The organism is Sphingomonas sp. NIC1 (genome assembly GCF_001638925.1).
In the GTDB taxonomy this organism is placed as follows: Bacteria; Pseudomonadota; Alphaproteobacteria; order Sphingomonadales; family Sphingomonadaceae; genus Sphingomonas; species Sphingomonas aquatilis.
Window position 1 is genome coordinate 1,300,551 of the sequence record NZ_CP015521.1, and the last position, 12,887, is coordinate 1,313,437.

General features: G+C 68.9%; 17 protein-coding genes. 6 read left to right on the plus strand and 11 right to left on the minus strand.

Features of this window, described 5'->3' with window-relative positions:
* Nucleotides 1–28: 28 nt before the first annotated feature.
* The 11 genes from A7E77_RS06315 to A7E77_RS06365 all read right to left on the minus strand — a co-directional run bounded on the left by A7E77_RS06315 (nt 29) and on the right by A7E77_RS06365 (nt 7,746).
* Nucleotides 29–535: a hypothetical protein gene (locus tag A7E77_RS06315; protein ID WP_063686686.1), complete on the minus strand. Its 507-nt coding sequence runs from the start codon at nt 533–535 to the stop codon at nt 29–31.
* Nucleotides 536–546: 11 nt separating this feature from the next.
* Entirely contained in the window at nt 547–1,110 is a 564-nt protein-coding gene (locus A7E77_RS06320; RefSeq protein WP_020486621.1) for a demethoxyubiquinone hydroxylase family protein, read from the minus strand.
* Nucleotides 1,107–1,601 (minus strand): disulfide bond formation protein B, encoded by a 495-nt coding sequence (locus A7E77_RS06325; RefSeq protein ID WP_063686688.1) that lies wholly within the window; start codon nt 1,599–1,601, stop codon nt 1,107–1,109. Before A7E77_RS06325 ends, A7E77_RS06320 begins: the two co-directional genes overlap by 4 nt.
* Entirely contained in the window at nt 1,598–2,950 is a 1,353-nt protein-coding gene (locus tag A7E77_RS06330) for a S41 family peptidase (RefSeq protein ID WP_017980268.1), read from the minus strand. Before A7E77_RS06330 ends, A7E77_RS06325 begins: the two co-directional genes overlap by 4 nt.
* 216 nt (nt 2,951–3,166) lie before the next feature.
* The gene (locus A7E77_RS06335) at nt 3,167–4,303 is read right to left on the minus strand and encodes a murein hydrolase activator EnvC family protein (RefSeq protein WP_063686690.1); all 1,137 of its coding nucleotides are present in this window, start codon (nt 4,301–4,303) and stop codon (nt 3,167–3,169) included.
* A gap of 137 nt (nt 4,304–4,440) precedes the next feature.
* On the minus strand, nt 4,441–4,863 hold the full coding sequence (locus A7E77_RS06340) for a 23S rRNA (pseudouridine(1915)-N(3))-methyltransferase RlmH (RefSeq protein WP_063686692.1): 423 nt from the start codon (nt 4,861–4,863) through the stop codon (nt 4,441–4,443).
* Between the two features lies 1 nt (nt 4,864).
* Nucleotides 4,865–5,308: a ribosome silencing factor gene (gene rsfS, locus A7E77_RS06345; protein ID WP_221204681.1), complete on the minus strand. Its 444-nt coding sequence runs from the start codon at nt 5,306–5,308 to the stop codon at nt 4,865–4,867.
* 27 nt (nt 5,309–5,335) lie between these two features.
* Nucleotides 5,336–5,917, minus strand: a complete 582-nt coding sequence (locus A7E77_RS06350; protein WP_063686694.1) for a nicotinate-nucleotide adenylyltransferase — start codon at nt 5,915–5,917, stop codon at nt 5,336–5,338.
* Nucleotides 5,914–6,195 (minus strand): type II toxin-antitoxin system RelE/ParE family toxin, encoded by a 282-nt coding sequence (locus A7E77_RS06355; protein WP_063686696.1) that lies wholly within the window; start codon nt 6,193–6,195, stop codon nt 5,914–5,916. The genes A7E77_RS06350 and A7E77_RS06355 overlap by 4 nt, the downstream gene beginning before the upstream one ends.
* Nucleotides 6,195–6,452 (minus strand): hypothetical protein, encoded by a 258-nt coding sequence (locus tag A7E77_RS06360; protein WP_063686698.1) that lies wholly within the window; start codon nt 6,450–6,452, stop codon nt 6,195–6,197. The genes A7E77_RS06355 and A7E77_RS06360 overlap by 1 nt, the downstream gene beginning before the upstream one ends.
* A gap of 31 nt (nt 6,453–6,483) precedes the next feature.
* Nucleotides 6,484–7,746 (minus strand): glutamate-5-semialdehyde dehydrogenase, encoded by a 1,263-nt coding sequence (locus A7E77_RS06365; protein ID WP_063686700.1) that lies wholly within the window; start codon nt 7,744–7,746, stop codon nt 6,484–6,486.
* 79 nt (nt 7,747–7,825) lie between these two features.
* Here A7E77_RS06365 and A7E77_RS06370 point away from each other — a divergent pair, with 79 nt between their 5' ends.
* The 6 genes from A7E77_RS06370 to ribH all read left to right on the plus strand — a co-directional run bounded on the left by A7E77_RS06370 (nt 7,826) and on the right by ribH (nt 12,604).
* Entirely contained in the window at nt 7,826–8,899 is a 1,074-nt protein-coding gene (locus A7E77_RS06370; protein ID WP_063686703.1) for a DUF3667 domain-containing protein, read from the plus strand.
* Nucleotides 8,900–9,056: 157 nt separating this feature from the next.
* Entirely contained in the window at nt 9,057–9,404 is a 348-nt protein-coding gene (locus A7E77_RS06375; RefSeq protein WP_017980277.1) for a hypothetical protein, read from the plus strand.
* 20 nt (nt 9,405–9,424) lie between these two features.
* Nucleotides 9,425–10,453, plus strand: coding sequence for a bifunctional diaminohydroxyphosphoribosylaminopyrimidine deaminase/5-amino-6-(5-phosphoribosylamino)uracil reductase RibD (ribD, locus tag A7E77_RS06380; protein ID WP_192930024.1), 1,029 nt, complete (start codon nt 9,425–9,427; stop codon nt 10,451–10,453).
* Entirely contained in the window at nt 10,438–11,052 is a 615-nt protein-coding gene (locus A7E77_RS06385; RefSeq protein ID WP_063686707.1) for a riboflavin synthase, read from the plus strand. Before ribD ends, A7E77_RS06385 begins: the two co-directional genes overlap by 16 nt.
* Entirely contained in the window at nt 11,042–12,181 is a 1,140-nt protein-coding gene (ribB, locus tag A7E77_RS06390) for a 3,4-dihydroxy-2-butanone-4-phosphate synthase (RefSeq protein WP_063686709.1), read from the plus strand. The genes A7E77_RS06385 and ribB overlap by 11 nt, the downstream gene beginning before the upstream one ends.
* A 3-nt stretch (nt 12,182–12,184) precedes the next feature.
* Nucleotides 12,185–12,604, plus strand: a complete 420-nt coding sequence (ribH, locus tag A7E77_RS06395) for a 6,7-dimethyl-8-ribityllumazine synthase (protein ID WP_063686711.1) — start codon at nt 12,185–12,187, stop codon at nt 12,602–12,604.
* Nucleotides 12,605–12,887: the final 283 nt, after the last annotated feature.

The following is a 12,887-nucleotide window of genomic DNA, read 5'->3' on the forward strand; positions in this document are numbered from 1 at the left end:
TGACGGGGGAGTGTGAGGCAACCGCCCCTTACGGAACCCGCGCTTCTTCCGCCTTACGGGCCTGATTCTCCTTACGCGCCGCCCGCGCACTCTGCAGGAAGCAACCGGTCTGCCCGCCGGCCCCCACCGTCGAGCAACTCCCCGTGCTGTTCGCGCCGACGCCGGCATCCAGCGTCCCCTGCGCGCGGGCCGCCCAGCTTTCGTTCTGCGGCGTCACCTGGAATTCACGCAATTCCTTGGGCACGCGATATTGCTCGCGCGCGCTGCGGCGTTCGCACACCACGATTTCCTGCCCGTCGCTGTTCGTCGGGCACCGTTCGTTGCCATAGAGGACGAGCACGCCGTTGATCGGCGCCCGCTTGGCGACCTCGCCCGGTGCCTGGATCACCACCGGCTTGGGCGCGCCGGGCAGCGCCGGCTTCGTGCTGACCGTCTGCGCCGGGGGCTGGGCCGTCGGCTGCGCGCCCTGCGTAAACTCCTGCGCGAACGCGGGGCCGGCGGTCAGCATCAAGGCGGTGGCGATGAAGGCTCGCATGCGTCGTCCTCTCAAATCCTCTTGGCGGTGGCGATCGCGACCTTGCAGCCCAGCCGGATCAGGCCCGACAGGATCGGATAGCCGACCGCCTGTTCGGCGCCCGCGGCCAGCGCATGGTCGCGGTGCTCCAGTTCCTCGGCCTGGAAATCGGCGATCGCGTCGGACAATTCGGGGTCGCTGTCGCCCAATTCGTCACGCTGCTGCTGATAGTGTTTGTCGATCTCGGTCTCGACCGCCGCAGTGCAGGCCATCGCCGCATTCGGCCCGATCGCCGCGGTGATCGCACCCAATGCGAAGCCCGCCTTGTCCCAGAACGGCTGGAACAGCGTCGGCCGCACGCCGCGGCGCGCCATCATCGCATCGAAGAAGGCGCGGTGCCGCTCCTCTTGGGCGGCCATATGATGGATCGCACGCGCCGCCGGGTGCCGATCGCCCAGCACCGCCAGCTGGCCCGCATAGATACGCGTCGCGCCATATTCGCCCGCCTGATCGACGCGGATCATCGCCTTCGTCGCCTCGCGCCGGTCGCCGGGGCGCCAGTGCGGCCTGCGCGCGTTCGCGATCGTCGCGGTCATCGTGCCTTCCTCATCCACCATAGGATCAGCAACGCGCCACCCAGCGAAAAGATCGCGTTGAACCCAGCGAGCGAGATGCCGAACAGCGTCCACTGCGGCGTATCACAGCGCACCATGGGCGCGTGCATCAGCGCCTCCAGCCGCGCATCCGGGCCCAGGCCGCGCAGGTCGACCGTCTGGGTACAGGCGGTAAAGCCTTCCCACCAATGATATTCGACGCCGGCATGCGCCACGCCGATCGCACCCGATACCGCGATCAGCAGCGCAGCGATGATCACCAGTCCCTTGGCGATGCTCCGCTGCGGCACGACGAACGCCAGCAGCGCGAACGGCAGCGCCGCATAATGCGGCCAGCGCTGCCAATGGCACATCTCGCACGGGTACAGATGCCCGACGAGCTGAGAGAACCACGCCCCCGCCAGCAGCGCCGCGGGCAGCAGCAGCGCAAGCGCCCGCGCGCGCCGCTCGGCGGGGGTGAACGCGCGGCTCACTTGCCGCCCGGCCGGCTGGAGGGCACCGGCTTCGTCGCCGCGGCGACTTGCGCCGCGCCGCCCAGCCGCGCGACCGTCTTCAGCGCATAATAGAGCTGGAAGTCGTCGATCCCTTGCTTCTTGAGCTGCTCCGCAGTCATCGCGAAGCGCGGATCGTCCTTGGTATCTTCCTCGAGGATTTTGTTGTCCGCCTTCACCTCATTGATCAGGTGGCGGCGCAGGTCGGCCTCGCGGAACACCGGGCGCGTCTTGATGTCGGGATCGCTGATCTGCGGCACGCGGATATCGGGCTCGATGCCGCCTTCCTGCACGCTGCGGCCCGACGGCGTGTAATAGCGCGCCGTAGTCAGGCGCAGCGCGGTCTGCGGGCCCAGCGGCAGCAGCGTCTGCACCGATCCCTTGCCGAAGCTGCGCTCACCCATGATCAGTGCGCGGTGATGATCCTGCAGCGCGCCTGCGACGATTTCGGACGCCGAGGCCGTACCGGGGTTGGTCAGCACCACCACCGGCAGCCCATGCGCGTCGTCGCCCGGCTTGGCGAAATAGCGTTCGATATCGCTCTTCTCGCGCCCGCGCTGCGAGACGATCTCGCCATGATCCAGGAAAGCGTCGCTCACCGCGATCGCCTGCGTCAGCAAACCGCCGCCATTGTCGCGCAGGTCGACCACATAGCCCAGCGGCCGATGCCCCAGGCTCTTGTCGATCGCCATGATCGCCGCGCGCGTATCCGCGCCGGTGCTTTCGGAGAAGGTGTTGATGTTGATGTAGCCGACGTCGCCGCGCACCTCCCACTTCACCGGGCGCTGCACGATCACCTCGCGCGTCATCGTGATGTCGAGCGGCTTGTCCTGTCCGGGGCGGACGATCGTCATGCTGATCTTGCTGCCCGGCTTGCCGCGCATCAGCGCCACCGCCTCGTCCAGCGTCTCGCCGTAGATCAGCTTGCCGTCGATATGCGTGATGTAATCGCCCGACTTCACGCCGGCGCGATAGGCGGGCGTATCCTCCTGCGGCGCGACAACCTTTACCGCGCCGTCCTCCATCTGGACGGTGAGGCCTAGGCCGCCGTAATTGCCCTCGGTCTGGATCTTGAGATTGTCGTAGTCGAGCGCATCGACATAGCTCGAGTGCGGGTCGAGGCTCGCAAGCATGCCCTCGATCGCGCCCTTGATCAGCTTCTTGTCGTCGACCTTGTCGACGTAATCGGCCTTGATCCGGTTGAAGACGTCGAGGAACTGGTCGAATTCGCGATAGGTATCCGTGTCCACCGCCGCCATCGCCTGCGTGGCGAGCGGGATCAGGGACAGGGAACCGATGATAGCAGTCGCGGTCAGCAGCGGACGGGGCATCGAAAGTCCTGCAAGGCGGGAAAACCCCGCACGTCTATCCCTTTTGCGAGCCGGAGCAAAGCACGGCGAGGCTGAACCGTCGCTGACGGCGCAGCGCGCCTGCTGCCGATCCGCCTATCGCCGCCGCACGCCCCCTCCCGTCATTGCGAGCGGAGCGAGGCAATAACGACCCGGAAGACCGGATGACGCTTGATCGACGCGAACCGTCGGGCACCCTCAGCCCAGCAGCGCGGCGATATCCACCGGCCGCCCGCGGCGACGCAATTCGACGGTGATCCGAGGCTCTTCGCCCCCCGCCGCCCTGCCTAGAGGCGCTCCCGCCGCGATCCGCTCGCCCGGGCGAACGCCCGCAGCGGCGAGCCCGGTGACGAGGCTGGTCCAGCCGTCGCCATGGTCGAGGATCACGATCGTGCCATAGCCGCGATACGCCTTGGCGTAGCGTACCACGCCCCCCGCCGGCGCCACCACCGGCGCGCCCGCCGCGACCGCAAAGGTCAGCCCGCGCGACCGCACGCCCGCGTCGGAAATCTCGCCCGTCCCGGTGACGAGCCGCCCGCGCACCGGCAGGCGATACGCCCCCGCCGCCGGCACCGGTACCCGCGTGCCGGGCGCCAGCGGGCGCGGCAGGGGACCGGGCAGTGCCGCCAGATCCGCCGCAGTCGCCTGTGCCACCGCATCGTCGCCGAGCGATTCGACCAGGTCCCGCGCGCGTTCGCCCAGCGCGAGCGCCCGATCCTCCTCGCTCATCGCATGACGCCCGAGCGCACTGGCGCGACGCCGATGCGCCGCCTCCAGCGTCGCAAGCGCGACCCGGTCCGTCTCCAGCTGCGCCCGCCCGCGCCGCAGCGCCGCCGCTGCGACCGATGCATCCCGCTCCAGCCCCCGCGTCCGTGCGATCTGCCTCCGCACGCCATCGGTCCGCTGCTGCACCAGCGGCAGCGCACCACCCAGCACCGCGCGGACGTGGACGAGGTCGTCGATCGATCCCGGCTGCGCGATCGCGACCACCGCCGGCCGGCGCGCCAAGGCGGTCAGCGCCGCGAGCAATCGCGCGACCGGCGCCTGCTGCGTGGCAAGAGTCGTCTGCTGATCCGCCAGCAACCGCGTGACGATCGCCTGCCGCGCCCGCGCCGCCGCCAGATTGGCCTCCGCAGCACGCACCCGCGCCGCCAGCGCCGCCTCCTCGGCCCGCGCCTTGTCCGCGGCATTGCGTTCGGCCGCCGCGTCGCGCGCCAACGCTTCGGCGCGACGCGTGGCGATCACCGCGTCGCGCTTGGCTGCGACGAGGCGTTGGCGCTGGTCGACGACGGGCTGGCCGTATGCGGGAAGGGTGAGCGCGATCAGGGCAAGCACGCCGAGGACGACGCGCCCGCCCTCACCCCTTCGGCGCTCCGCGCCTCTTCCCCTCTCCCAACGGGAGAGGGGGGGGACCCGCTCGGCGCAGCCGAGTGGGGGGGGTGAGGGCGGAAACCGAACGGCAGCGCGCACCCTCACCCCTCCCGATGATAGGGATGCCCAGCCAAAATCGCGGTCGCACGGAACAGCTGCTCGGCCAGCATCGCCCGCGCCAGCATATGCGGCCAGGTCGCGCGCCCGAACGACAGCAACAGGTCCGCGCCCGCCCGCTCGGCATCGTCGAAGCCGTCGGCGGCGCCGATCAGGAAGCGCAGCTCTCGCGTGCCGCTATCGCGCCACCGCTCGATCCGCCGCGCAAAGTCCAGCGAGCCGAGCACCTCGCCCTTCTCGTCCAGCATCACCCGCACCGTCTGCGGCTCCATCGCGGGCACCTTGCCGCCGGTATCGGGCAGTTCGGTGACGCGCGTCGGCCAGACGATCCGCTTCAGATAGCGATCGACCAGCTCCGCCTCGGGCGATCGCCCGATCTTGCCGCGCGCCACGATGTGGAGAAGGATGTCAGGCCTCGTCCGTCGCGGTGGGGGTCTTCGGCGGGTTGAGGACTTCCGGGGGAAGCGGCTTCAGCGACGACGACACCGTATCGCCGAACTGCCACATGCGCTCCAGGTTATAGAAGGTGCGTACCTCCGGCCGGAACAGGTGGACGATGACGTCATTGGCGTCGATCAGCACCCAATCGGCGGTCTGCAGCCCTTCGATCCGCACCGGACGGCCGAACTCGGCCTTCACCTTTTCGGCGATCTTGTTGGCCATCGATGCGACCTGCCGCGTCGAGCGGCCGCTGGCGATCACCATATGGTCGGCGATCGTCGATTTGCCCGCGAGCGGAATCGAAATGACCTCTTCGGCCTGATCGTCGTCCAGCGACGTCAGGATCAGTCGCAGCAGCGCTTCGACTTCGGCCGGATCGGCCGGACGCACGGCCTGGGGGGTACTCGCCAAGGGGACTCCTGGGTTGCTGGGCCGGCATCAGTGCCGGTGCCAGTCGGGATCGGCCGCACGGACCGCGGTGGCGGAGGTCGGGTCGGGGCGGAAGCGCAACAGCACGAGTGCCGGCAAACTCCACGAGGTCCAATGCTTCGCCTGGCGTGCGGGCCGTTGGAAGCGCCGCAGCCAACCCATCGCGACACCCGCGAGGGCCTTGTCGTCATACCCCGGACGCGCGATCACCGCAATCGGCATCGTGCGCGCGATCTCGCGCCACCCGAGCCAGCGATGAAACTGCGCCAGATTGTCCGCCCCCATCAACCAGATGAACTGCCGCCGGGGGTAACGCCGCTGCAATTGGCGCAGTGTGTCGAGCGTGTAGCGCGTACCCAGCCGCGCCTCGATATCGCTCGCCCGGATCGGCGCCCGCCGCGCCATCCGCTTGGCCGACGCGAGCCGCGCGGCCAGCGGCGCCATGTCGCGCGCGCCGCTCTTGAGCGGATTGCCCGGCGACACCAGCCACCATGCCTCGTCAAGCTCCAGCGCCCGGATCGCGGCGAGCGTGATCGCCCGATGCCCGCGATGCGCCGGGTTGAACGATCCGCCGAGCAGGCCGGTTTTCATGGCTCGGCCCAGTCGCTGCGGGCGTGGCTGACGCTCAGGATCTCGATCCGCTCGGCGGTGACATCGTACAATAGAATGAAGGGCGTGCGCGGCACCCGCCACTTTCGGGCCCCGTTCCGTTCGATGATCGCTCCCAACCGTGGAAACTCGAGCAAGGGCGACACGGACGCCTCGACCCGATCGACGATCGCATTCGCCAGATCGGGATCGATCCCGTCATAATGTTCGGCAATGTCGAGCAGCTCTTGCTGGGCCTGCGTCGACCAGATCAACCGCATCAACGCGAACGGACCCGATCGTCTCTCCAGTGGCGTAGATCGGCCATGAACGCGTCGTGGTCGCGACAATCGCCCGCCGCGATCTGGCTGCGTCCCCGCTCCAATCGGTCGGCCAGATCGCTGGCCTCGTCCGCCGCCCGCCGCAGCGCATCGCCCGCAAACTGCTCCAGGCTCACCCCCAGCTGCGATGCCGCCGCCTCGATCTTGGCGAGCGTCACATCGTCGACTTCGGCGGAGATGCGCGTGGGGGCGTTCATCGGCGCAGCCTACGCTTGGCGCGCGGCGCTATCAACCGCGCACCTGCCCCGTGCCGCGGCCGATCCATTTGTACGTCGTCAGCCCCTCCAGCGCGACCGGCCCGCGGGCGTGCAGCCGCCCCGTCGCGATGCCGATCTCCGCACCCAGCCCGAACTCGCCCCCATCGGCGAATTGGGTGGAGGCGTTCCACAGCACGATCGCACTGTCGACGCCGTTCAGGAATCGCTCCGCAACCCCTGCATCCTCGGCGACGATCGCGTCGGTATGGTGCGAGCCGTGCCGCGCGATATGCGCCATCGCCCCCTCAACCCCGTCGACCAGCGCGACGGAGGCGATCGCATCGAGATATTCGGTGTCCCAATCCTCGGCGCTGACGGGCACGACGATCTCGCCGAACGCCGCCTCGACGGGATCGCCACGCACTTCGCATCCGGCCTGTTGCAACGCTGTCACCAACTCCGCTGGCCTGGCAAAGTCGCGATCGATCAGCAGCGTCTCCATCGCCCCGCAGATGCCCGTCCGCCGCATCTTGGCATCCAGCACCACCCGCTCCGCCATCGCCGGATCGGCCGAGCCATCGACATAGACGTGGTTGATCCCATCGAGATGCGCCAGCACCGGCACCCGCGCCTCCGCCTGCACGCGCGCGACCAAGCTCTTGCCGCCGCGCGGGACGATCAGGTCGATCACGCCATCGGCGGTCAGCATCGCGCCGACCGCGGCACGATCGGTGGTCGGCACCAGCTGCACCGCCTCCACCGGCAGTGCCGCCTGCTCCAGCCCCTCAACCAGCGCCGCATGGATCGCACGATTGCTATGGATCGCCTCGCTGCCGCCGCGCAGGATCACCGCATTGCCCGCCATCACGCACAATGCCGCCGCGTCCGCGGTCACGTTGGGCCGCGATTCGTAGATGATGCCGATCACGCCGATCGGCACGCGCACGCGGGTCAGCTGCAAGCCATTGGGCCGCTCGCGACGATCGATCACCTGCCCGACCGGGTCGTCGAGCCCCGCCACCGCCCCGATCCCCGCCGCGATCCCCTCGATCCGCCCGGCATCGAGCCGCAGCCGGTCGAGCAGCGCGCCACTCAGGCCGCGTGCCTCGCCTGCCGCCATGTCGCGCGCATTCGCATCAAGGATCGCCGGCGCCGCCGCACGCACCGCCGCCGCCGCAGCGCGCAGCCCGGCCGCCTTCGCCGCCGTCGGCAGAGCCGCGAGCATCCTGGCGGCGCGGCGCGCACGCGCGCCCATGTCTGCGATCATTTCGTGCGTATTGTCTGCGTCGGCCATGCCGTTCGTTACCACGCTACCCCGCCTTATGCCACGAAGACGATCTTGCCCGGCCGATACAGCTTGCTAAGCTGCTATCATGTCGGGGGATATCGCAGCAGCAGGGGACTTCATCACGGGCGCGCTCGCCGCCCGCACGGTGGAGCCGCACGCCGGGGAATCACGCGAGCACGGCCACGGCCTGTGCCTCAACTGCGGCACGCGGCTGATCGGCGCGCATTGCCACGCCTGCGGACAGAGCGGCCACGTCCATCGCACGATCGGCGCGATCGGGCATGAGATCGCGCACGGCGTGTTCCATTTCGAAGGCAAGATCTGGCGCACGCTGCCGATGCTGGTGTGGCGGCCGGGCGATCTCACCCGCCGCTACGTCGCCGGCGAACGCGCGCGCTTCGTCTCGCCGCTCGCGGTGTTCCTGTTCACCGTTTTCCTGATGTTCGCGACGATCAGCGCGCTGGGCGGCGACATCGCCGAACTCGCGACGCCCGAAGGCGTCAGCCGCCACATCGTCGGCATCGCCGGCGGCGTCGAGAAGGTGGAAAAGCAGCTCGACCTCGCCCAGAAGACACGCGCCAAGCTGGTCGCTGCGGGCAAACCGACCGGAAAAATCGATCAGGACATCGCCGGCCTGCAGACCGCGATCGCCGCGCTGAAGCGGACCCAGGCGGGCGCGACCGGCGGCGACAGCGTGGAAACGTCGTTCACCAACGCCAAGACCGGCTGGGCCAGCCTCGACCACGGCCTGGAAAAGGCCAACAAGAACCCCGGCCTCGCGCTCTACAAGCTGCAATCGAGCGCGTACAAATACAGCTGGCTGCTGATCCCCATCTCGACGCCCTTCGTGGCGTTGCTCTTCCTGTGGCGCCGCCGCTTCGGCCTGTACGATCACGCGATCTTCGTCACCTACAGCCTCGCCTTCATGATGCTGATGGTGATCACGCTGATGATCGCCGGCGTCATCGGCATCGGCAGCGGCTGGATCGTGCTCGCCGTCTTTGCGCTGCCGCCGATCCACATGTTCCGCCAACTACGCGGCGCCTATTCGCTGCGCACCTTTTCCGCACTCTGGCGTACCGCGGTGCTGCTCGTCTTCGCCTGGGCGGCGCTCCTCACCTTCGTCTCGCTGCTGCTGGTCCACGGGCTGACCGACTGACCCCCAACCCTCGCGCCGTTCGCCCTGAGCCTGTCGAAGGGCAGGTTGCCACAAGCGTAACGCCCCCGGACAGCCGTGCTTCGACAGGCTCAGCACGAACGGCCGTTTGCAAGGGAGGGGCTGGTCGCGTCCGCCGCCACGTCCTATCTTCTCCCCCATGCAGTTCTTCAGCCGCTTCTCGCCGGTGCGGGCCATTCGCGACCTGCGCTTCTTCCTGTCGCAGCGCGAGCCGCGCGACCTGGGCTTTCTTGCGCTGGCGATCGCGATCACGGGGTTCTTCGTCTACGCCTTCATGCGCAACGACATTCCGCCCGAACCCTATCAACCCAACATCATCTACTTCAAGAATTACGCGGCCAACCGCACCGATGCGGAGATCAAGGCGCAGCAGGCGATCGACAAGGTCGAACAGGACAAGCGCATCGCCGCACAAAAGGCGCGCGAGGAGAAATTGCGCAGCCAGTTCAAGAAGGTCGATGACGCGATGAACAAAATGGGGCTGTGAGCACGGCCGATTCGCGCTGGATGGCCGCCGCGCTTACGCTCGCCGAGCGCACGCGCGGCCGCACCGCGCCCAATCCCAACGTCGGTTGCGTCATCGTCCGCGACGATCAAGTGGTCGGTCGCGGCTGGACCCAGCCCGGCGGCCGCCCGCATGCCGAGGCGATGGCGCTCGCGCAGGCGGGCGACGCGGCACGCAGTGCCACCGCCTATGTCACGCTGGAACCCTGCGCGCATCTCTCGGCGCGCGGACCGGCCTGCACCGATCTGCTGATCGCGGCCGGCATCGCGCGTGTGGTAATCGCGCTCGGCGATCCGGACCCGCGCACCAACGGCCAGGGCATCGCCCGACTCCGCGCCGCCGGTGTCGCGGTGGCGGTCGGCCTGCTTGCCACCGATGCGGCGCGCAGCATGGCCGGCTTCCTCACCCGCCGCCGGCTCGGCCGCCCGTTCGTGACGCTGAAGCTCGCCACCTCGCTCGACGGCTGCATCGCGCTCGCCGACGGCACCAGCCGCTGGATCACCGGCGCAGAGGCACGCGCCCACGCCCACCTCGAACGCGCCCGCCACGAAGCGATCCTCGTCGGCCGGGGAACATGGGAGGCGGACCGCCCGACCCTCGACGTGCGCCTGCCGGGGCTGGAGGAACGAAGCCCGCAGCGGGTGGTACTGTCCCGCACTCACCCTCACCCTTCGGCGCTGCGCGCCGCTTCCCTCTCCCATCGGGAGAGGGAGGGAGCGGCGGAGCCGCGGAAGGGTGAGGGCGACCCGGCATGGATTCCCTCCCCCGCCGCCATCGCCACCCTCCCCGGCGACCACCTGCTCATCGACGGCGGCGCGGGCACCGCCGCCGCCTTCTTGCGAGACGACCTCGTCGACCGCCTGCTCCTCTACCGCGCGCCCATCGTCATCGGCGGCGGCCTGCCCGCGATCGGCGCGATCGGCCTCACCGATCTCGGATCGGCACACGGCCGCTGGCAGCTCCACGATGCGCGCCAGCTTGGCAGCGACCGGCTCGAGGTCTACGAGCGCACCCCATGTTCACCGGCATAGTCAGCGATATCGGCACGATCGAACGGGTTCAGAGCGAGGGCGACACGCGCGTGCGCATCGCCACGTCCTACGACCCCGACACGATCGACCTCGGCGCCTCGATCGCCTGTTCGGGCGTCTGCCTGACCGTCATCGATAAGGGCACGGCCGGCACCCATTGGTTCGACGTCCAGGTCTCCGGCGAGACCATCGCCCGCACCGCACGCGACCAATGGGTCGAAGGACGCCGCCTCAATCTCGAACGCGCGATGAAGCTCGGCGACGAACTCGGCGGCCATATCGTCACCGGCCATGTCGACGGCATCGCCGAGGTGATCGGCATCTGTCCGGAGGGCGAGTCGCACCGCATCGGCTTCGCCGTCCCCGCCGCCCTCGCGCCGTTCATCGCGCCCAAGGGGTCGATCACGATCGACGGCGTCTCGCTCACCGTCAACACGGTCGAGGATCATGGGGACGTCACGCACTTTTCGGTCAACCTCATCCCCCACACCCAGGCGGTGACGACGCTCGGCGCCCTCGCCCAGGGCCAGATGGTCAATATCGAGATCGACGTCCTCGCCCGCTATCTGCAACGCATGGAGCATTACCGTGGCCGCTAACCCTGAGATCGCCCAGCTGCGCCACGCCTTCCTGTCCAGCCCTGAAGAGATCATCGACGAGGCGCGTAACGGCCGCATGTTCATCCTCGTCGACGACGAAGATCGCGAGAATGAGGGCGACCTCGTCATCCCCGCGCAGATGGCGACGCCCGAAAAGATCAACTTCATGGCCCGTCACGGCCGTGGCCTCATCTGCCTCGCGATGACGCGCACCCGCGTCGAGGAACTCGGCCTCGACCTGATGAGCCGTAACAACGGCACCCGCCACGAAACCGCCTTCACCGTCTCGATCGAGGCGCGAGAAGGCGTGACGACCGGTATCTCCGCCGCCGACCGCGCCCGCACGATCGCGGTGGCGACCGATTCGGCCAAGGGCCGCGCCGATATCGTGACGCCGGGCCACGTCTTCCCGCTCGTCGCGCGCGACGGCGGCGTGCTGGTGCGCGCAGGGCACACCGAGGCGGCGGTCGACGTCTCGCGCCTCGCCGGCCTCAACCCCTCGGGCGTGATCTGCGAGATCATGAACGAGGATGGCACGATGGCGCGGATGGACGATCTCGTCACCTTCGCGCAGTTCCACAACCTCAAGATCGGCACGATCCGCGACCTGATCGCCTATCGCCGCCGCTACGACCATCTCGTGTCGCTGGTGTCGGAAACGCGCTTCACCAGCCGCTGGGGCGGCGAATGGGCGGTACGCGCCTATCGCAACACCGCGACGGGCACCGAACAGATCGCGCTGGTCAAGGGCCGGCTCGACGTGACGCAGCCCGTGCTGGTGCGCATGCACGCGCTCTCCCCCTTCGCCGACGTGTTCGGCGAGGACGGCGACCGCAGCCGCATGCTCCAGCGCTCGATGGAGATGATCGCCAAAGAAGGCTCGGGCGTCATCGTCATCATCAACCGCCAGCGCGCCGACGGCTTCACCACCGCCGTCCGCCGCCATGCCGGCGAGCAGGTCGAAGTGCCGATGGAGGAATTGCGCGACTATGGCGTCGGCGCGATGATCCTCGCCGAGCTCGGCGTCCACGACATGATCCTGCTGACCAACACCCACCACACGCTCGTGGGGCTCGACGGCTACGGCCTGTCGATCGTCGCCGAGCGCCGCATCGAAGGCGAAGGCTGACCCATGGCCAATATCCTCATCGTCGAAGCCCGCTTCTACGATCATCTCAACGACATGCTGTTCGCCGGCGCCCGCGCCGCGATCGAGGCGGCTGGCCACACGCATGAGACGGTGACGGTGCCCGGCGCGCTCGAGGTGCCTGGCGCGATCGCGCTGGCGTCCGACACCAGCCGCTACGACGCCTTCGTCGCGCTGGGCGTCGTGATCCGCGGCGAGACCTATCATTTCGAAATCGTCTCGAACGAAAGCGCGCGCGGTATCATGGCGCTGACCATGGACGGCCTCGCCATCGGCAACGGCATCCTGACCACCGAAAACGAAGCGCAAGCCATCGCCCGCGCCGACCCCGGCCAGCTCGACAAGGGCGGCGGCGCGGCCCAGGCGGCGATCGCCATGATGGACCTACGCGCGCAACTGGGCTGAGGCCCGCGCCCTTTCACCCGACTTTCGTCATCCCGGCACACGCCGGGATCCATGGACGGAGGTGTGGCTGACGTAGGCGCGCAACCGCTGCGTCGCGTTTCCATGGATCCCGGCTTTCGCCCGGATGACGACGTAAAGGGCAGGGCGGGCCGTGCTCCCACACCCCGTTCGCCCTGAGCCTGTCGAAGGGCGGGTCGCCCCACGCACCCCCGCCCCTGTGGCACGACGTGCTTCGACAAGCTCAGCACGAACGGGAATGATCCGCCCGTTCTGCGCCCTTGGC